Annotated in this window: 16 protein-coding genes; 9 read left to right on the top strand and 7 right to left on the bottom strand. The window is 59.3% G+C overall.

Features of this window, described 5'->3' with window-relative positions; translation table 11 throughout:
* Window positions 1-5 precede the first annotated feature (5 nt).
* The 3 genes from AC3WTM_RS16825 to AC3WTM_RS16815 all read right to left on the bottom strand — a co-directional run bounded on the left by AC3WTM_RS16825 (window position 6) and on the right by AC3WTM_RS16815 (window position 4,052).
* Window positions 6-2,429: a TonB-dependent siderophore receptor gene (locus AC3WTM_RS16825; RefSeq protein WP_102671817.1), complete on the bottom strand. Its 2,424-nt coding sequence runs from the start codon at window positions 2,427-2,429 to the stop codon at window positions 6-8.
* A gap of 98 nt (window positions 2,430-2,527) precedes the next feature.
* On the bottom strand, window positions 2,528-3,511 hold the full coding sequence (locus AC3WTM_RS16820; RefSeq protein ID WP_102671816.1) for a FecR family protein: 984 nt from the start codon (window positions 3,509-3,511) through the stop codon (window positions 2,528-2,530).
* A 40-nt stretch (window positions 3,512-3,551) separates the two neighbouring features.
* Complete coding sequence (locus AC3WTM_RS16815; protein WP_057713991.1) at window positions 3,552-4,052, bottom strand: sigma-70 family RNA polymerase sigma factor; 501 nt, start codon at window positions 4,050-4,052, stop codon at window positions 3,552-3,554.
* A 460-nt stretch (window positions 4,053-4,512) separates the two neighbouring features.
* Between AC3WTM_RS16815 and AC3WTM_RS16810 the strand changes: the two genes are divergently transcribed.
* From AC3WTM_RS16810 to tynA, 3 genes are all read left to right on the top strand, one after another.
* Window positions 4,513-4,761, top strand: a complete 249-nt coding sequence (locus AC3WTM_RS16810; protein WP_102671815.1) for a type II toxin-antitoxin system Phd/YefM family antitoxin — start codon at window positions 4,513-4,515, stop codon at window positions 4,759-4,761.
* Between the two features lie 13 nt (window positions 4,762-4,774).
* A complete protein-coding gene (locus AC3WTM_RS16805; protein ID WP_102671814.1) occupies window positions 4,775-5,119 on the top strand; it encodes a type II toxin-antitoxin system RelE/ParE family toxin in 345 nt (114 codons plus the stop codon).
* A gap of 636 nt (window positions 5,120-5,755) precedes the next feature.
* Window positions 5,756-8,044 (top strand): primary-amine oxidase, encoded by a 2,289-nt coding sequence (tynA, locus tag AC3WTM_RS16800; protein WP_102671813.1) that lies wholly within the window; start codon window positions 5,756-5,758, stop codon window positions 8,042-8,044.
* A gap of 154 nt (window positions 8,045-8,198) precedes the next feature.
* On the opposite strand, the gene AC3WTM_RS16795 is transcribed toward tynA, so the two are convergent.
* Window positions 8,199-8,546 (bottom strand): DUF6124 family protein, encoded by a 348-nt coding sequence (locus tag AC3WTM_RS16795; protein WP_102671812.1) that lies wholly within the window; start codon window positions 8,544-8,546, stop codon window positions 8,199-8,201.
* A gap of 585 nt (window positions 8,547-9,131) precedes the next feature.
* Between AC3WTM_RS16795 and AC3WTM_RS16790 the strand changes: the two genes are divergently transcribed.
* From AC3WTM_RS16790 to AC3WTM_RS16775, 4 genes are all read left to right on the top strand, one after another.
* Window positions 9,132-11,867: a type VI secretion system Vgr family protein gene (locus AC3WTM_RS16790; RefSeq protein ID WP_492587623.1), complete on the top strand. Its 2,736-nt coding sequence runs from the start codon at window positions 9,132-9,134 to the stop codon at window positions 11,865-11,867.
* Window positions 11,864-13,768, top strand: coding sequence for a phospholipase D-like domain-containing protein (locus AC3WTM_RS16785; RefSeq protein ID WP_102672790.1), 1,905 nt, complete (start codon window positions 11,864-11,866; stop codon window positions 13,766-13,768). Before AC3WTM_RS16790 ends, AC3WTM_RS16785 begins: the two co-directional genes overlap by 4 nt.
* On the top strand, window positions 13,768-15,060 hold the full coding sequence (locus AC3WTM_RS16780; protein ID WP_102672791.1) for an SEL1-like repeat protein: 1,293 nt from the start codon (window positions 13,768-13,770) through the stop codon (window positions 15,058-15,060). The genes AC3WTM_RS16785 and AC3WTM_RS16780 overlap by 1 nt, the downstream gene beginning before the upstream one ends.
* Window positions 15,061-15,190: 130 nt before the next feature.
* Window positions 15,191-15,652: a hypothetical protein gene (locus AC3WTM_RS16775; RefSeq protein WP_102672792.1), complete on the top strand. Its 462-nt coding sequence runs from the start codon at window positions 15,191-15,193 to the stop codon at window positions 15,650-15,652.
* A gap of 177 nt (window positions 15,653-15,829) precedes the next feature.
* On the opposite strand, the gene feaR is transcribed toward AC3WTM_RS16775, so the two are convergent.
* From feaR to paaY, 3 genes are all read right to left on the bottom strand, one after another.
* A complete protein-coding gene (gene feaR / locus AC3WTM_RS16770) occupies window positions 15,830-16,744 on the bottom strand; it encodes a transcriptional regulator FeaR (protein WP_102672793.1) in 915 nt (304 codons plus the stop codon).
* Window positions 16,745-16,839: 95 nt separating this feature from the next.
* Complete coding sequence (paaX, locus tag AC3WTM_RS16765) at window positions 16,840-17,763, bottom strand: phenylacetic acid degradation operon negative regulatory protein PaaX (protein ID WP_008003007.1); 924 nt, start codon at window positions 17,761-17,763, stop codon at window positions 16,840-16,842.
* Window positions 17,764-17,939: 176 nt separating this feature from the next.
* Window positions 17,940-18,536: a phenylacetic acid degradation protein PaaY gene (gene paaY / locus AC3WTM_RS16760; RefSeq protein WP_102672794.1), complete on the bottom strand. Its 597-nt coding sequence runs from the start codon at window positions 18,534-18,536 to the stop codon at window positions 17,940-17,942.
* 348 nt (window positions 18,537-18,884) lie between these two features.
* Here paaY and paaF point away from each other — a divergent pair, with 348 nt between their 5' ends.
* Together paaF and paaG are read left to right on the top strand one after the other, a co-directional pair.
* Entirely contained in the window at window positions 18,885-19,658 is a 774-nt protein-coding gene (paaF, locus tag AC3WTM_RS16755) for a 2,3-dehydroadipyl-CoA hydratase PaaF (protein WP_102672795.1), read from the top strand.
* A 51-nt stretch (window positions 19,659-19,709) separates the two neighbouring features.
* Entirely contained in the window at window positions 19,710-20,501 is a 792-nt protein-coding gene (gene paaG / locus AC3WTM_RS16750) for a 2-(1,2-epoxy-1,2-dihydrophenyl)acetyl-CoA isomerase PaaG (RefSeq protein WP_102672796.1), read from the top strand.
* Window positions 20,502-20,503 lie beyond the last annotated feature (2 nt).

Genomic DNA, 20,503 nt, shown 5'->3' with positions numbered 1-20,503 from the left:
GTCTATCAGAACCCGACACTGGCCTGCACAAAGAACGTGCGCGGCGCACCGACGTACATACCCGAGTTGTTGTCGCTGGAACGGGTGAAATACTGCTTGTCGAAGATGTTCTTCACCCCCGCCCCCAGTTTCAGGTTCGACACCTGCGGGCCGAAGTCATAGCCGCCACGCATGTTCCAGGTCACGTAACCCGGGATGTCACCGAACTGGCCGTCGGCGGTGCCTTCAGTGATGTAGTCGCCGTTGAAGCTGCCATCGGCGTTCACGCCGGTGCCCGGCGAGCGCTGTTTGGACTGGGCGAACGCATCGAGATTCCAGGTCCAGCGGTTGATGTCGTAACGCAAGCCGGCAGTGGCCACCTGACGGGAGTAGAACGGCAGGTCACGGCCCTTGAAGCCCGGGATTTCACCTTCGTAGGTGGCACGGGTGTAGGTGAAGCCGGCGTTCGCGGTCAGGCCGTCAAGGCGTGGGTCCAGCGCGGCCAGATCGTAGTGCACCGACGTTTCGATACCCTGGTGCTTGGTCGCGCCGAGGTTGGTCCAGCCCACATCGTTGCTGATGTATTGCAGTTCGTCGTCGAAGTCGATGTAGAACAGCGTCACTTCACCGCCCCACACGTCATCGTTGTAGCGCGTACCGATTTCGTAGGTCTTGGCCTTTTCCGGCTCCAGGCCGTTGGCGGGCTCGTCACCGATACCGCCTTGACCCAATTGGAAATACTGCAGCGCGCCGAATGAGGTTTCGTAGTTGGCGAACAGTTTCCAGGCATCGGACATGTGATACATCACGCTCAGGGCCGGCAGCGGCTCGTTGCTTTCGATGCTGCGTTTTTTCTCCGGCACCCGTTTACCGGCGTTATCGAGTACCGGACGGTCGTGCCAGTCGGTGCTGATGTGCTCGAAGCGAATGCCTGGCGTGACAGTCCAGTTGCCAACGTCAATCTTGTTGTCGACGTAGACCGAATTGGCCTCGGTTCCACCGGTGCGGTCCTGATAGACATGGCCGTCCGCCCCCGGACGCACGACCGGCTCATTGTTGACCAGTGCCACACGACTGGCCTCCTCGTGCATGGCCTCTTTCAGGTAGCGATAACCGACGCTGACTTCCTGGGTGGTCGGGCCGACATCAAACACATGGGACACCCGTGGTTCGATACCGAAGGTGTAGTAGCTGCGCGGATAGGAGTTGAGTGTGCTCAGGTCACGGGAGGCAATGGTGCTGCCACGGAAACTGTCGGTGTAGTAAGTCAGCACTTCGGCCTGGGTGCGATCGTCGATCTGCCGCAGCCACTTGAACGACACATCCTTGCGGCGACCGCTGAAGTTGTCGTGGTCGCGCACGGACTGGAACGGGTCGGCTTCGTACTGCGCCTGGTTCAGGCCACCGGGCATGTCGGCCTTGGCATCGTAGTAGTGAAAGTTGAGGCTGAAATCGTCGACATCGGTCGGCGCCCAATGGGTCTTGAGGATCACGTCGTCGATGTCGTTACCGTTGTTGCTTTCACGGTAACCGTTGCCGTTCACGCCGGAATACAACAGCGCCACGCCCATGCCGTTGTCGGCGGTGCCGCCCATGAACGCGGTGTCGATGTGCTTCCAGCCACCGTGCTGTGAGGTTTCCAGGGTGGTGCCGATTTCCGCGGAGGCCTGTTCCGGGATCGCGCGGGTCACGAAGTTGATCACGCCGCCCACGTTCTGTGGTCCGTAGCGTACGGAACCGGCACCGCGCACCACGTCGATGCTGTCGAGGTTGCCCGAGGAAATCGGCGCCATGGACAGTTGCGGCTGACCGTAAGGCGCGAACGCCGCCGGGATGCCGTCGATCAGCACGGTGGAGCGAGGCGACAGGCGCGAAGTCAGGCCGCGCACGCCGACGTTGAGGGAAATGTCGCTGCCACCGGTACCGTTGGCGTCCTGCACCTGCACGCCCGGAACACGTTTGAGTACGTCGCCGACGTTCATCGCGCCCTGCTCGACCATGGCTTCGCGGCGGATCACGGTTCGTGCCCCGGGGTGGTTCTGCACCACAGCGGCATCGGCGTCGCCGAGCCAGTTACCGACCACCTTGATGTCAGTCACGCCCAGTTCCAGTGGGCCGTTGGTCGCCGAAGCGGGCGCCGGCATCAACGTCACCGAACCTTCATCGATCTGGTATTGCAGGCCGCTGCCTTGCAGCAACTGGCGCAGCGCGTCTTCCGGGGAAAGGTTGCCATCCACCGCCGGAGCCTGCTTGCCGGCGACCAGTTCAGGGCTGAAGAACACCTGAAGCGAGGTTTGCTGGCCCAACTGACTCAGGGCTCGTCCCAAGGGTTGCGCCGGGATGCGGATGCCATCGGCGGCAAAGGCTTGGGGCAGCGCAACGTTGACCGCCAGCGCGAGGGCCAGCGGCAACCAGGGGAGTTTGTTGTTTTTAGCGATGGAGATTTTCACGTCGAACGTAATCCTGTGGATCGCAAGAGTGTGCGTTTGTTAATGCAAACCAGTTGCAGTTGAACAGGAAGACGATGAACTCGAAAAAAACCTGAATTTTATTTTGAAATTATTTCCTGACTGCCATCGCCAAGGGTGCGCACGGCCACGGGGAGGATGCTCGGCAAGACTTTGAGCAGCGCGTCGGTGTTGTCGGATTTGAACACGCTGGTCAGGCGCAGATCGCCCACCGCGGCACTGGCGACCTTGAGTGGCTTCTCGCGATAGCGCGAGACCTGCTCGGCGACATCGGCCAGGCTGGCATTGTTGAACACCAGTTTGCCGTTGCGCCAGGCGGTCATTTCCGCCGGGTTGACGACATAGGCGGCGGCAACTTTGCCTTGAGCATCGACGTGGGTGCCAAGGCCAGCCGTCAGATTGATGAAATCGTTATCGGCGGCGTCGCGACCTTGAACCTTGACGCTGCCCTGCTCCACCACCACCCGGGTTTCGCTGGCGCCGCGACGCACATCGAAACGGGTGCCAGTGACCGTGACCTTGCCGCCGCCCGCCGCGACCACGAAAGGCCGGCCAGTGTCATGCTCGACGCTGAACATCGCTTCGCCTTCGCTCAGCTCAACGTTGCGGCTATCCTTTTCAAAGCGCACCTGAATCCGGCTGCGGCTGTCCAGATCGACCACCGAGCCATCGGGCAACGCCACTTGGCGTCGCTCATTCAGGGCCGTTGAAAACTCGGCGGTATAAGGCGCCGGATGATTCAGGCTGCTGAACAAACCCAGGCCGAGCGCTACCGCCAATACGCTGGCAGCCACCGCGTAACGCAGCACGGGACGACGTTTTTTCAGGGCTGACGGGGTTTCACACAGGGCCCGCAAGCGCGCCGTCGGTAGCAGGTCGGCGGCGCTCCACAAGCCTTGGAGCACTTCGAATTCGTTGCGGTGCTGGGGGTGCTGCTCCAGCCAGAGTTGAAACTGACGCCGCACTTCGACATCGACAACAGGCTCCTGCAAACGCACAAACCACTGCGCCGCGTCATCGCGAACCGCTGTTTGCCCGCACGCACAATCACGAGTATCCATCATGGAAGTTCCTGCTTGGCTGGGGAGGAGAAGGCGCGGCCGGTCATGACTGCAACCCGTCCAGGCGATCGCGCAGATGCCGAAGCGTGCGGATCATATACTTTTCCACCATGTTCTTGGACAGCCCCAGGCGTTCGGCGATTTCGGCCTGGGTCAGGCCCTCGATTTTCTGCCAGACAAACACCTTGCGGCAGTTGACCGGCAGCTCGGTGAGCGCCCGTTCGATGGAATCCGCCAGCTGGATCGCGTGCATGAAATGCTCCGGGTCGCCGGTCGGCGACTCACTGAGATCGATCGCCTCTGACTCCATGGCGCCCCGCCGGTCCTCACGCCGATAACCATCCACGGCGATGTTGCGCGCGGTCTGGTGCAAATACGCCCGGGGCTGCTGCACTACCGCCGAATCGGACTCAAGCACCCGCACGAAGGTATCGTGGGCCAGATCCTCGGCCTGCTGACGATTCCTCAGACGACGGGTCCAAGTGCCAACCAACTCTTCGTAATGCTCGAAAAAGCCGTGTCTGCGGGGCAGCTTGAGGGTCATTGCGGTGCGCTGTGGAGACGGGCGTTAATAGTAATGCTTCCTATTAACTCGAAGCAATGGTTTGCGACCCCACACCGGGTGCAGGTTCACAGAATAGCTGCTCATTTTCACAAATAGTTGGCTTGGTGAACCTTCCGAATGGTTGGTCCACCACGCTAAAAGAAAGGCCCGCGCGAGCGGGCTTAATGAAATGGTCAGCCTGACCGAGAAGCCCTGCAGGTTTACGCTTGCAGGGCTTTTCTCGTTTTCGGTGTCAGAACCCCCCGAGAGCCTGGAAACAAAATAAACCTTGACTACACAAATAAAATGAAGATCAATATCGGTCTTGTTTTAGTCTGAATTTGGTGTATGGTGGTTGGCGTTGGGCAATTTCGCCCGGAAGGTTCTGAGCCACGTTAAAACAGAACCATCAGAGTTAGTTGGCGTCCGAGACGAACGTCACAAAGGAGGGTTTCCACTCATGCGAGTCGAAACAATAAGTTTTTTGAAAAAACACGCATCCGACCTGCCATTAGATGAGCCAATGGTCGTCACGCAAAACGGTGTTCCTGCCTATGTTGTGGAGTCTTATGTTGACCATAAGCGCCGTGACGAAGCAGTCGCCCTTGTGAAAATGCTCGCAATCAGTTCTCGCGAGTATGCCCAAGGCAAGCATTGTTCTACTGATGAGCTGAAAGCCCGTTTGAGCAGGAGGTTTTCCCACAAATAATATAGGAGTCTAAATGACCAAGTTCACCGTTCGTTACACCGAAATCGCTCAGCAAAGCATCGAAGACCAGATCGAATATCTGGCTGATTATCACGGATTGCAATCTGCTTACCAGCGGGTTGATTCCGTCGTTGACATCATTACAAATAAACTCGTGCCCACCCCCTACGGTTATCCCGTCAGCCCTCAGTTGAGCGAGCTGGGTGTCATGCAATATCGTGAACTTAATACAGATGGTTACCGCGTCTTCTACGAGATCTTCGAGGCGGATCAGACTGTCGCCATTGGTCTGGTCCTGAGAGGTAAGCAGAGCGTCGAACGGGCCCTCGTTCGTTACTGTTTACTCAAAGCCTTCTAGCTCTGACGTTTCCCGTCATGAGCGGACTGCTTGGTCTCTGTCCCGGCGCTTAGGTCCGGGATCGAGCCCTCCGTCAATCCCCCCTTCCTCTCTGTCGTTGTACTAACAGCACGCTGTCCGAGCGCTGCTAGAAATCCCTCAACAACAATAGAGAACCCTTTTGCACCAGTCATCTTTGCACGCGCCCGGTCGACGCGCTCTTGTCACCCGTCGCTTCGGCAATAACCGTTCCCTCCATGCATCCAATGAGTCGATCGGTGATGCGGCGAGCCTCTTGAGCGGCGACCCACCTCAAATCAATTGCGCGCGGTTTCAAGACGATAGATGGCGTCCGAAGGCTTTACCGAAGGCATTTATTTTGTGAACTCGATAGGTTTTTCTCATCTTTTTTGTGATTTCTGTTTTCGGAAGTCACAAAAAAGATGAATTTATCCCTGTGCTTGTGAGTGGGTATGACTCATCTATTTTGAGGCCCCACACAGGGCGCTTTATCCCCTTGCCATTGTGCATTTCGTCAGGAAAGCTCAATGGCGGCACGGAACCAAAGAAATCTGGCAGGCATTCAAATGCAGCCATTGACTGGTTGTAACAAAGTGCAGAAATGCCCGTACCCGGCTTTCACCCAGGAATTCACACATGTTCAGCCCCAAAGCACCGCCCAAGAGAACACCGCAGGCCCGCCTCGCCCTGGCCATCACCCTGTGCACCCTCGGCCTGCCGTTCTGGGCGGGTAATGCCCAGGCCCACGGCAGTCGCGCCGAAATGGTGCCGCTGCAAGCGGGTCTTGAGGAATTTGGCGCCACGGTGAAATGGGACGATTACGCCAACCTGTTCACCATTGCCAAGGACGGGGTCTACCTCAAGGTCAAGCCCGACAGCAAAGTGGCGATGCTCAACGGCAAGCGTATCGAGCTGACGGTGCCGGTGGTGTTCAAGGACCATACGGCGTTCATGTCCAAGGACTTTATCAACCAGGTGTTCCAGTCCGGGCTGGACAAGACCTTCGTCGTCGAGCCCCGCCCTAACCCGCTCAACCCCCTGAGCGCAGCCGAAATCACCACGGCAGTGGACATCGTCAAAAAATCGGAAAACTACAAGCCTGGCTTCCGCTTCACCGAAGTCTCGGTCAAGGAGCCGCCGAAGGATCAGGTGTGGAACTTCGTCTTCACCGGGCAAAACGTCGCCCAGCCGCGTGAGGCCTCAATCGTGGTGCTCGACGGCAAGCATGTGATCGAAGCCCTGGTCGACCTCGACACGAAAGAACTCAAGTCCTGGAAGCCAATCGAAGGCGCCCACGGCATGGTGCTGCTGGACGACTTCGCAACGGTGCAGACGGCTGTGGAAACCAGCCCGGAATACGCCCAGGCCCTGGCCAAGCGCGGCATCAACGACGTGAAAAAAGTCGTGGCCACACCGCTGACTGTCGGCTTCTTCGACGGCAAGGACGGCCTGGCGCAGGACAAGCGCCTGCTGAAAATCGTCAGCTACCTCAACACCGGCGACGGCAACTACTGGGCGCACCCGATTGAAGGCCTGGTGGCGATTGTCGACCTGGAACAGAAGAAGCTGATCAAGATCGAAGACGAAGCGCTCATACCGGTGCCGATGAAACCGACGCCGTATGACGGTCGCGGACGCCAGGGCGTCGCAGTCAAACCGCTGGAAATCATCGAGCCCGAGGGCAAGAACTACACCATCAGCGGTAACAGCATTCACTGGCAGAACTGGGACTTCCATGTTCGCCTCGATTCCCGCGTCGGGCCGATCCTGTCCACCGTCACCTACGACGACAAGGGCAAGAAACGCAAAATCATGTACGAAGGCTCGCTGGGCGGCATGATCGTGCCTTACGGCGACCCGGACGTCGGCTGGTACTTCAAGGCCTACCTCGACTCCGGCGATTACGGCATGGGCACCCTGACCTCGCCGATTGCCCGTGGCAAAGACGCCCCGCAAAACGCCGTGCTGCTGGACGCCACCATCGCCGACTACACTGGCGCACCGACTGCGATCCCGCGTGCCATGGCGGTGTTCGAACGCTACGCCGGCCCCGAATACAAACACCAGGAAATGGGTCAGCCCAACCTCAGCACCGAGCGCCGTGAGCTGGTGGTGCGCTGGATCAGCACCGTGGGCAACTACGACTACATCTTCGACTGGGTCTTCCAGCAGAACGGCACCATCGGCATCGACGCCGGCGCCACCGGTATCGAAGCGGTAAAAGGCGTGAAATCGAAAACCATGCACGAAGACACCGCCAGGGAAGACACGCGCCACGGCACCCTGCTGGACCACAACATCGTCGGCACCACGCACCAGCACATCTACAACTTCCGTCTCGATATGGACGTGGACGGCGAGCAAAACTCGCTGGTGGAAGTGAACCCGGTGGTGTTGCCTAATGACCGTGGCGGGCCGCGCACCAGCACCATGCAGACCGAGACCAAAGTGGTCACTACCGAACAGCAAGCGGCGCAGAAATTCGACCCATCGACCGTGCGCCTGCTGACCAACTTCAGCAAGGAGAACAAGGTCGGCAACCCGGTTTCCTATCAACTGATCCCTTATGCCGGCGGCACGCACCCGGTGGCCAAGGGTGCCAACTTCGGCAAGGAGGAATGGCTCTACCACCGCCTGAGTTTCATGGACAAGCAGCTGTGGGTGACGCAATACAACCCGGAGGAAAAGTACCCGGAAGGCAAATACCCGAACCGCTCGGACAAGGACTCGGGCCTGGGGCAGTTCACCCAGGACAACCACTCCATCGAGAACACCGACGACGTGGTCTGGCTGACCACCGGCACCACCCACATCGCCCGCGCCGAAGAGTGGCCGATCATGCCGACCGAATGGGTGCATGTGCTGTTGAAACCGTGGAACTTCTTCGATGAAACGCCGACCCTGAACCTCAACTCACCGAAGTAACCAGGCCGAACGCAAAACCTGTAGGAGCGAGCCCGCTCGCGATGGACGTCAACGATGACGCGGGCTGTCTGAATACCCGCGTTGTCCTGACGTTTTTTCGCGAGCAAGCTCGCTCCTACAGGTTTAGTGGTGTTCAGGCAACATGCTTTGATACCTACCCAACCGACTCCACCCGGTCCAGCGCCCGATTCACCGCTAGTTCCCCCAGCATGATGACTTGCGCAATGTCCAGCAGGGTATTGCGACTTGTCCCTTCCATCCGATCCGCCAGATCCATAGTCATGACGTTGGCCGATGCCAGTGATTCGCATGCATTGGCCAGCAGGGATTCGGTATCGAGTTCCGGATTGACGAAAAACATCGTGCACAGTTTGCGTGGAGTGGCACGGATGTCGGCGGCCGAGGGGATGCGGTCGGCGAGTTCGTGGGGGGTGCTTGAGTCAAAATTTACTGATGAGGATGTCGGATCAGTGTCCGGCGGATTCGGTGTGACCTTGAACATGGGAATTTTCTCCAGTAAGGGCCACAACCATCTCGCGACTAAACGGAAGGGTGGTGGCCGTGCGCAAGTTAGTCGACCGGTAAAGTTTCCCAAAACCCGGCGCGCCCGAAGACGCCATGCGCACAGCCACCATCAAGTGCAGGCGGATGCCTGACTGGATGACGCTGATGCAACCGAGGAAAACTAGCCGGGCGACTAAACCCGATCACTGACAATCAGTGACGCGAATCAAGTTACCGAGCGGTCCCCAGGCGCACAAGCCGGCGGATTCTGGAGTAACTGTAGGCAACGACGCAAGGCGCTGTGGCTTTCACGAAGTAACTTTGAGGTTTTTTAAACAAGTAGGATCTGCGCTCTGAAGTAGCGTTCGATCCGAACGGTTCAACCCTGTCAAAAGCAGCCACGGCACGTGGCGCCGACAAGATCGCGAATAGTCCTACAGGTACGTTGCACCAACACTAGGATGCATCCTACGCGAGTGCCGGAAGCTTCCTATATCAACCTTTTTTCCCTTCCTGAAAGCTGTCGAGCGCTTGAACGGGGATGGAAATGACGCCTCCCCGACTGCCCCAGGGAGGTCCGTACTTGAACACCAATCTGCCCGTCTTCTTCGACCACAGCCGCCACAAACTGCACATCGACGGCCTCGACACCACCCCCGACGTCCTCGCCTTCAAGGGCGAAGAAGGCCTCAGCCAGCCGTTCACCTACCGCATCGAATTCACCGCCAGCGACCTCGACATCGGCGCCGACCAGATGCTCGGCCAATACGCCCGATTCAGCCTGCACGCCGCGCCGTCACAGGTGCCCCTGATGGCGTGGGAAGTCCCCAACATCAAGCCGCTGTGCACCTTGCACGGCAGGATCAGCCACTGCCGACGCCTGTCCGGCTCGGTCGACGAAGCCCGCTACCAAGTCACCCTGCAACCGCGCCTGGCGCTGCTCGCCCGCGGCCAACAACTGCGCCTCTACCAGCAGCAATCCGTCCCGGAAATCGTCGAAAGCATCCTGCGCAGCCGCCACGCTTTCCTCGGCCAGGACTTCTTCTTCCGCCTGAACCGCGAGTACCCGCGCCGCGAACAGGTGATGCAGTACAACGAAAGCGACCTGGCCTTCATCACCCGCCTGCTGGCCGACGTCGGCATCTGGTACCGCTGCACCAGCGACGAACGCCTGAACATCGACGTCGTCGAATTCTGCGACGACCAGCGCGCCTACCAGTTCGACGTCACGTTGCCGTTGCGTTCGCCATCAGGCTTCAGCAGCAGTGGCGAGGACGCCGTCTGGGCCCTGCAAACCCGCCACCAGGTGGTGGAACAGCAAGTCAGCGTCCGCGCCTATCACCCCCGCGACGCCCGTGCCCATCTCGACGGCGAGGTCGACCAGACCCGTGGCGAGCCGACCACCCACGGCGCCCCCCACACCTACGGTGAGGCCTATCACTACGCCGAGCCCTACACCGAACTCGGCAACGCCTACCATCAGGACGAAGACCTGCAAAGCGAGAGCGGCTTCTTCTACGCGCGCCTGCGCCACGAACGCTACCTCAACCAACAGACCCATCTCAGCGGCACCAGCAGCAGCGCCACCCTGGCCCCAGGGCAAGTACTGAACATCAGCGGCGGCGCACCCCAGGCCTTCGCCCCCGGCGCGGTGATCACCCGGCTCACCACCCGCGCCGCCCGTGACCGCAGCCTAGAAGTCAGCTTCGAAGCCATGCCCTACGCCGAACGCCTGTGCTTCCGCCCGCCAGTCCCGCCCAAACCACAAATCGCCGGCACCCTCCCGGCCCGCGTCACCAGCCCCAAGGCCAACGACCCCTACGCCGACATCGACCTGGAAGGCCGCTACCGGGTCAAATTCCTCTTCGACCGCGACACCTGGAAACCCGGCCAGGAAAGCAAATGGCTGCGCCAGGCCCGCTCCTACGCCGGCGACACCCACGGCCTGCACCTGCCACTGATCGCCGGCACCGAAGTGGCGATCGCCTTCGAACAAGGCGACCCGGACAAACCCTACATCGCCCACGCCCTGCACGACGACCAGCACCCGGACCACGTGACCCTCGGCAAACGCGACTACACCCGCAACGTCCTGCGCACCCCGGCCAACAACAAACTGCGCATGGAGGACCGGCGCGGGGAGGAGCACGTCAAGCTCAGTACCGACTATGGGGGCAAGAGTCAGCTGAATCTGGGGCATCTGGTGGATGCCCAGAAGCAGAAGCGGGGGGAAGGGTTTGAGCTGAGGACGGATGACTGGGGGAGCCTGCGGGCGGGCAAGGGCCTGTTCATCAGTGCCGATGGGCAGGCCAAAGCGCAGGGGGCGGTGCTCGACATGGCCGCCGCTGTCGGCCGCCTGCAACAGGCCGGCGAACAACTGCAACAACTCTCGGTCGACGCCCAGGCCGCCAAAGCCGAGCCGGCAGATGTGGCCGCGCAGATAAATCTGCTACGTCAGGATCTGGAACAACTCAAGTCCCAGGTCCTGCTGCTCAGCGCCCCGCAAGGGATCGCCCTGACCAGCGGCCAGCACCTGCAACTGGCCGCCGAGAAAAACCTGATGCTCAACGCGGGCGGCGAAGCCGACCTCAGTGTGGTCAAGCGCCTGTTCATCGGCGTCGGCCAGGGCCTGAGCCTGTTCGTGCGCAAGCTCGGCATCCAGATGATCGCCAATCAGGGCGCGGTGAGCGTGCAGGCGCAGAACGATCGTATGGAGCTGATCGCCCGGCACGGTCTGGACATCACCAGCACCGAAGACGAAATCCACATCACGGCGAAGAAGAAAATCACCCTCAACGGCGGCGGTAGTTACCTCAGCCTGGATGAATGCCGTATCGAATCGGGTACAGCGGGGGATCACAACGTCAAGGCGGCGCACTTCGAATACAGCGGTCCGGCGAGCATGAAGGCCACGCATCGGGATTACCCGCAAAGCCTGTCCAAACAAACGCTGCGATTCAACGTATCGCAAGCCCCCAATGCCAACCGCCAAGTCTGGGCGGGCATGCCCTACACGCTTTACGCCGACGGTGCCGAGCTCAAGCAAGGTGTGCTGGACGCTTCCGGGCAACTGCTGATCGATCATCAGGTGGTGACACGGGGGTACCGATTGGTCATGACCAACGGTGTGACCTACCAGATCCCGGTACCTACCGACTACCGCAATGCAGAACAAGCGCAACTGGCCAATCGTGGCTTGCATAACCATCCCTCGCAAGCCCACGCCGAGGTGAGTCAACCCACATCGCACACGGATCACCGAGGCCTGTATGCCACGGTGATGGAAGGAGCAAGTGATCAGGAAGGGAAAACACCATGAGCCAATACGAAATCGTGACGCCGGTCGCACTCCAGCACACCCAAGAGGTGACCTGTACCCCGCCATGGTATGTGCGCAATACCGAATACCCTCCCGCAATGGCGACCTATCAACCGTTGATCAATGGGGAAGAAACGTTCCGGGCCGTGCACTTGGCCATTTCAAAGGCCAAGGCAACTGTCGACATCATTTGCTGGGGCTTTCAGCCGTCGATGTATTTCATCCGCGATGGAATATCGCCGCGTATCGGTGAATTGCTGATGGCCATGGCTCGCGAAGGCGTCAAGGTGCGGATACTGGGGTGGGAAATGCCGTTCAATACGGCAGGTAAAGCCGGAGAAGCCAACCTGCCTGGCAAAGGCCCATTCCGATACTACGACCGGGAGATGCAACCCTCCACGGATGAGCAATATGCTTACGACCGCCAGTGGTTTGTCAACTGTTCGCTTGCCGACAACATGGCCGCTGCACATCTGGCGGCTCGCGGCACTCCAGTGTTCGTCAGTCGGGGTTTCAGCGTGTTTGAAAGGGCCGAAATAGCCCATCAGGCGAAATACAAAAGTCTCGACCCGCAGGTCAGCGCCACGACGCAATTCATCCTGACCGCTACAGCGACCCATCATCAAAAAACGGTCCTCGTCGATTATGAACTACCGGACCGCGCCGTCGGTTTCGTGATGGGTCACAACATGCTCGACGAGTACTGGGACACCAATGACCATTTGGCGGTGAACCGTGACAAGGGCACCAAACCCGCCCCCAACAAGGGACCGCGTGGCGATACCCCACGTCAGGACATTTCAAGCCAGGTCAGCGGGCCGATCCTGGAACACCTGCACCACAACTTCGCCAGCGCCTGGCGCAAGGAAACCGGCGAGGACTTGCTCGACCTGCGCCAAGCCAAAGAGGTGGGGCCGCAACTGCAATGCTCCCCGGACGCCACCCGACAGATCGCACAGATCCTGCGCACCCAAGCCCAGGAGGGCAAACGGGACATCGAAAAGCTCTACCTGCAAGCCGTCAACAACGCGACCCAGTTCATCTACATCGAGAACCAGTACTTCCGCTGGCCGCCCTTGGCCGAATTGATCAAGGCCGTCGCCGCCGGCCAGACCAAGGCCGGGCGCGACCCCGCCATACACGGCCCCTTGCACCTGTTTGTTATCACCAATGCAAGCGAGGGCGGCATAGGCTCTGGCACCGTGAACACCCAACGCATGCTCGAAAGCCTCGGGCGCGGCCATACCATGCCTGCAATCACCAAGTTACGGCGGATTGAAAAGGCAAAAACCGAGGCCGCCGCGCTGGAGTCCGGTCTGGGCGAACGCCTGGAGCAGCATGCCCTGGTCACGCTAACGAAACTCACCGACGCATTGGGCGGAACCAATCTCAGCGACGAGGCCAAGGAAGCCCAGCGGCGCAAGAATATAGACAACGATTGGCGCAAAGCCGCACTCCAGAGCCAAATCGAGGCAATCGAGAAGGAAACTTTTGCCCAACTCCCGGAATTAACCGGCCTGAAAGTCCATGTGTGCTCACTGGTTGCCCCCGACTCACCGGCGGGCAAGGAATGGATGCCGGTGTACATCCACTCCAAGTTGATGATTGTTGATGACGTCTTCACTACCCACGGCTCGGCCAACATCAACACGCGCAGTATGCAGGTGGATAGTGAGCTGAATATTGCGCATGAGTGGGCAAGTGTGACGCAGGGGTTGCGGCGGCGGTTGTGGGAGATGCATACGGACAATAGAGGGGCACAGGACGATCCGGAACAAGCGTTTATAGCTTGGCAAAAGATTATTAAGGAAAACAAAAGCCGTCAGACAGACGAGCTTGTTCCCTACGCCCCCCTCGTCGAGTTCTATTTCGGCGAATCCAAACTGTCGGACCTCGACTGATGCGCCCGGTCTTGTTGCTGGCATGTCTGCTGCTGGTCGCCTGCGATACCAGTAATCCTACTTCTACTTCGACCAAGGAGACGCCCTTGAACCCATTATCTGAAGTTAAGTCCAAGCTGGCTTTCAGCTGTGTACACGAGCAGATCCCTGCGGCCTCCGCCGAAGCCGATGTGCTGTTCCATTACGCACGCTGGTTGCAAAAAAACAACCAGCTCAAGCAGGACAAGACTGTTGATACAGAGATCGAGCGCTTGTACCGCATCGCCAGTGAAAACGGCCACTACAAGGCCAATATCAATCTGCAGAACGGTGCGATGCGCGGAACTTTCAAACTCCGTGGTGAAGAGCATTTGCGCATGAGTGAGCAATTGATCAACGCGGGAGTGGCAACGGGATATTACTTTGTCGGCATTTTCCTGCAGAACGGTTCGGCGGGGCTGGAGAAAGATCACGAAATGGCGTTGCGTTACTACCGCAAGGCCGCCGACCAAGGTAATGCGCAAGCTCAGGCATATATCGCCGACAAATTGGCGCCGATCGACGTCGCCCCGGATGTTGCGCGGCAGTTGCGCCGTTGCGCAGCAGAACAGGGAAATGGTGAGGCTGCTGTCGATCTGGGTATTCATCTTAAAAACAAGGGGCAATACAAGGAGGCACTCGAAATATTCCAGATGGGCGTAGCCGCAGGTAATGAAAGCGCTGCTGCCTGGTTAAATGATGGCTTTCGCGGCCCGGAACCAACCGACAAGCTGGATTACCTTGGTCAACTTGAAGACCTCGAACGCGCCGATCGCTACGAAAAAATCTGGAAAATCCTCTCGGGCTACTCCTACGCCAATCCCAAAGTCCCCGAGATCAACGAGATCGTCCCTCTGCCACCCGCCACGTTGCCCGCCTGGGACGGCAAGCTCCAATGGCTCGAAGAACGTTTGGCCAATGTCCCACCTGAAAAACCCAGCGAAGCGCTGATCAACCAACTGGCCAAAGCCAAAGTCCTCGAACCCGCCACAGGCCGGCCAATGCCAGGCTCCCCGGCCTTTATACAGATCGACAACATCAAAAGACCGACCTGCAACAGCGGCCAAGCCTGCACGCATACCGGTTATTGGCTGGCGGAAAGTATCGCCGGTCAATCCTGGTCGCGCCTGGAAAAAGGCGAGCCCCGGCGCTTCGAGAAGGGCGAGATCATGCCGACCCTTAACGTTCAGCATCGGCAAAGCCGATTTTTGCTCGCCGATAGATTCACCGTCGAAGAAGAAAAAATTGAATGGAGTCTACTTGGTGAAGCTTGAGCATTGTTTGATCTTGGCATTGAACTCGTTGCTGATTGGGTGCGATGTACCCTTCGCCTGAGCAACTTCGGCAATTCGCCACAGCTCATTAATGGAACCGCCAACTCTGGCAACTAAAAGGAGCAAAACAATGAGCAAAAATAAAAAAGACGATGTGACGATAGCGTTTGACTCAAACCCGTCAGAGCCTGAATTAAAGGGTGAAAGCATTATTCTGTTAGACGAGGAAGGCAATTTTATTGAAGCTCATTCTTATGGCAACTTCGTGGAAAGAATTGAGGGCGGCGTGAGGGTCACTCGTCCGGACGGGGTAACGATCAGCATGATTGACGGTGATATAACCCTCGAGAACCTTGTCCCCAAATCGGTAGGCATCCGGGATATGTCCGAAATTGAGTCATTTGCAGTGCGAACTGTGGATCAGACACGGATTTATCGCATGGATTTTTTTGGTGGTGGGCATATCGAGGTAGCGTATTCACAAGACTGTAAGGTAATGGGGTTCACCGGTCGAAACTTTAACCAAATACTCACCAAAGACAACGAAATTATCTGCAGCCGAGGCAAGTCGGCCAGTGGTCAAGTGCGTTGAAATATGGGGGCGCCAGACAGCTCCTACAGGTGCTGCACGAATCAATTGGGTCCAGCCCCTTTGTAGGCGCTGGCTTGCCAGCGATGGCAGTGTGTCAGACAGCATCATTGCCATCTGACACACTGCCATCGCCGGCAAGCCGGCTCCCACAGGGTCAAGCGGTGTTCATGCAGATGATCAAGCATGCCGCTTGCGATACTCCCCCGGTGCAATGCCGAAGCGCGACTTGAACGCGGTGGAGAAGTAACTCGAATCGGAAAACCCCCACGAATACCCCAGCACCGACAACTTCTCCTCCTTGCCCGATTGGCGCAGGGATTCGGCGCACAGGTCCAGGCGGCGGTTCTTGATGTAGCGCGCGACCACCAGCCCTTTCTTGGCAAACATCCGGTACAGGCCACGGGTGGAGATGCCGACTTCCCGCGCCAGCCATTCCGGGCACAGGTCTTCGGAGCGAATGTTTTCGTCGATGCAGGTGAGCGTCTTGCGGAAGATCCGCTCATGGGCATCGGTGCAATCGTCGGCCTGGCTGATCGCCGGGCGCAGCAGACTGACAATCGCCTCCAGGGTCGCTTCGCTTTCCTGCCGGGTCAGGTGCTGCTGGCGGGTGGCATCGAGGATCAGCCGGTGCGACAGCATCGCAATGGGCGAGGTTGCGGCAATCCGGTGGCCACACTTGACCTGATTGAAACGCAGGGTTTGCTCGACCAGTTGATACGGCAAGATCAGCGACAACTGCCGGGAGCTTTCGCCGTAGGTGAAGTCGCTGGGCCGCGAAGCATCGATCAGCGTGATGTCGCCGGGGGACAGCAAGACCTTGTCGTCGCCTTGGGCCATGCCCGCCGTGCCATCGAGTTGGAATACCGCAAAATACTTGCCGCCCTCGCCCGCCGCGACCTCCTGGGGCGTACGGTACAAACGCGCCTGGCACACGTCGACGAAACTGAGTTTGAGCGCATCGCTCTGGTATTCGCGGATACGTCCGGAAAATTCGCTGCCCAGGGGTTGTGCGTTGAAGGCGCCACAGATCTGGTTGATTTGATGGATCCACTGGTCGAACCCATCATGGCGCTGTGCTGTTGTAGAAATCATGTCAGGCCTCACGCAGGCTTATTTTTATTGTCTACGTCAATCCACACGACATCGGATGCTCTCCTGAACCGCACCACTCCCTGAACAATGACGTGCTATTTCAGTCCGCCAAAACGCCGATAGAAGCTTTCACCCACATCCGGCAACGGGCCGTCAGCCGTTTCCAGTGCAGCGTTCAGCCATTCTTCGGCCTTGGCGTAAATCAAGCGGTAGATATTGCGGCACAACTGGCGGGCGGCGCGGCCTTCCCAATCGCCGGGCAGTAACTCGTCCGGCAGTTGCGGGTCGCGCAGCAGCAGCTTGCGGTACTCGTGAATCAACAGCACCCGCGCCAGGAAGCAGTCGGCCGGTTGCAGGTTTTCCTGCTCGCGCAGGGCTTGCCACAGCGGCCGGAACAGCTGGATGAACTCGCTGTAGTGCGCGGCCAGCTCCTCGATGTTCCAGCTCTCGCGCACCTGCAAACGCAGGGCCTTGGAGGCCAGTACGTCCTGGGCGGTGGTTTCGAAGACGATGGTGTCTTCCTGCACGCCAAGGTCGAGCAGGGTCGCGTTGACATCGCTACGGTCACTGCGCGGACAGGCCAGCACCACCGGCGAAATCGCGCCGAAGCCTTGCCACTCCAGTTCCTCGCGCACCTGTTTGCGTTTGTCCTGGGTCAGTTGCGAGAGCATCACCAGGCACCAGGAACCATCCCAGGCCGGCATCGTGGTGCTGTAGACCCGCTTGAAGGCCTTGTCGAAACGCCGGCGACCGGTGCCGGTCAGGCTGTAGTAACTGCGGCGACCGACCTTCTCGGCGGTCAGCCAGCCTTCCTTGGTCAGGCGAAAAATCGACGTACGGATCAGCCGCTCGTTGATGCCGATGGGCTCGAGCAATTGAATCAGGCTGCCCAGCCACACGGTGCCGCCATGGGGTTCGATGGCATCCCCGTACAACGTGATGATCAAGGAACTGGCGCGGATCGGCGTCTGTTCCTGGAAGCGTGTAATCAGATGGTTCAAGGGGGTCAGGGACGACATGGGCGTTCCGTGCAAAAAAAGAAAAGGAATATACCGAAAACCTGCCTGTTAATCGCACCCACCTGTAGGAGCGAGCTTGCTCGCGAAAAACGTCCGGACAATACGGGCATTCAGACAGCCCGCGTCATCGTTGACGTCCATCGCGAGCAGGCTCGCTCCTACAAGGGGATTTGTATTCACAGGGCACTGCCCTTGGGCCGCAACCCTCTGTCGCTGATGCGCGGGCGATCAGCTTCCGGCTCGCTCAGCGGTTCGCAAACCTGCATCTGCATGAGGCAACGCTTGGCCAATTCCTGGTACTCACGTGTGCCGGCCTGCTTCCACGCCACTTCCTGATCGCTGAGGGTGCGCTTGATGCTGGCCGGGGCGCCCATGACCAGCGACTGTTCCGGGCATTCGAAACCGGCCTTGACGAACGCCGCCGCCGAAACAAATGAACGCGGGCCGATCCGAGCGTTGTCCATCACCACCGCATTCATGCCCACCAGCGCATCGGCGCCAATCCGGCAACCGTGCAGCACCGCTCCGTGGCCGATGTGGCCGTTGCGCTCGACCACGGTGTCGCTGTCGGGGAAACCGTGCATCACGCAGGTGTCCTGCAGGTTGGCGCCCTCTTCCAGCACGATCCGCCCGAAATCCCCGCGCAGGCTGGCCAGCGGGCCGACATAGCAATGGGGACCGATGATCACGTCCCCGATCAATACGGCGGACGGATGCACATAAGCGCTCGGATCAACCACCGGAGTCAGGCCATCAAGGCTGTAGCAGGTCATGGAAGCTTCCTTCACAAAGCGATGCAAATAGTGACTCACTTTGTATCACATCACTTTTAACCGAACAAAGACTAAAAACCGTATCACTTGAAATACACCTTTCCGACGAATGCCTGCACGCCTCTAAAACCACCATAAAACCCAATGTTTTCTAGCAAAAACCCGCTACCACCCCCCCATCGGCGGGAAGATCAAAAATCCAAACGCACACCAATAAGACACATTAAATCAACTTTCGTATTGCATTTACGTATCACGTTATAGCTATACTTGGGCAAAACCGGCCCCCGCGGCCGACCCAATAACGAGCCGGCACCCCGCCGAGCGTGCACCGTGAGAGCATCCGCCATGCCTCTGACCCTTGCCGTCGAATTGATCGAGCCTGGCGTCCGCCTGATTACCCTGCAGCGCCCGCAAGCCATGAACGCCCTGACCACCGAGTTGCTGGGCGAACTGGCCGCTGAACTGAACATCGCGCAAGCCGACCCCGACACCCGTGCCGTGGTGCTCACCGGCAGCCGCAAAGCCTTCGCCGCCGGTGCCGACATCAAGGAAATGGCTGAACGCAATCTGGTCGGCATCCTCGACGACCCGCGCCAGGCTTCGTGGCAAGCCATCACCCGCTTCAGCAAACCGCTGATCGCCGCCGTCAATGGCTTCGCCCTCGGCGGTGGCTGCGAACTGGCGATGCACGCCGACATCATCATTGCCGGCGAAGACGCCCGCTTTGGCCAACCGGAAATCAACCTCGGGATCATGCCCGGCGCCGGCGGCACCCAACGCCTGCTGCGCGCCGTCGGCAAATCCATGGCCATGCAAATGGTGCTGACCGGCGAGCCAATCGACGCCCGACAGGCCCAGCGCGCCGGCCTGGTCAGTGAAGTGACCCAACCGGAATTTACCGTCGAGCGCGCCCTGCACATCGCTCGCAGCATTGCGGCCAAGGCGCCACTGGCGGTGCGCCTGGCCAAGGAAGCGCTGCTCAAGGCCATGGACACCGACCTGGCCAGCGGCCTGCGTTTCGAGCGTCACGCCTTCACCGTGCTGGCCGGCACCCGCGACCGCGACGAGGGCATTGCGGCCTTCCAGGAAAAGCGCAGCCCGACTTTCACCGGGCAATAAAGCGGCCACTGACATCCGAATTCGAACGACTGCCAAGAGAACGCCAAGACCATGAACTTCGAACACATCCTGTTTTCCATCGACGCCGGCGTCGCCCTGCTCAGCCTCAACCGGCCGGACCAGCTCAACAGCTTCAACACCCAGATGCATGGCGAAGTGAAGGAAGCACTCAAGCAAGTGCGGCAGAACCCTGACGTGCGCGTATTGTTGCTGACCGGTGAAGGTCGCGGCTTCTGCGCCGGGCAGGACCTGAGCGACCGCAATGTCGCGCCAGGCAGCGCCGTGCCGGATCTGGGCAAGTCCATCGAGAAGTTCTACAACCCGCTGATCCGCCAGTTGCGCGACCTGCCGCTGCCGGTGATCTGCGCGGTCAACGGTGTGGCCGCCGGCGCCGGCGCCAACATTCCGCTGGCCTGCGACCTGGTACTGGCGGCGCGTTCGGCCAGTTTCATCCAGGCGTTCTGCAAGATTGGCCTGATCCCTGATTCCGGCGGTACCTGGACCTTGCCGCGTCTTGTTGGCATGGCCCGGGCCAAGGCTTTGGCCCTGCTCGGCAATCGCCTGACCGCCGAACAGGCCGAGCAATGGGGCCTGATCTACCGCTGCGTGGAAGACGCCGAGCTGCGCGATGAAGCGTTGAAACTGGCCCGCCACCTCGCCACACAACCGACCTACGGTCTGGCGCTGATCAAACGCAGCCTGAACGCCAGCCTGAGCAACAGCTTTGACGAACAGCTTGAGCTGGAAAAAGACCTGCAGCGCCTGGCCGGGCGCAGTGAGGATTACCGCGAAGGCGTCGGCGCCTTCATGGAAAAACGCACCCCAAGTTTCAAGGGACGCTGAGC

It is taken from the genome of Pseudomonas sp. EU05-FHT14B02 (genome assembly GCF_058791055.1).
Note: the sequence above shows the minus strand (reverse complement) of the source record. Positions and strands in the feature narration are given on the sequence as shown.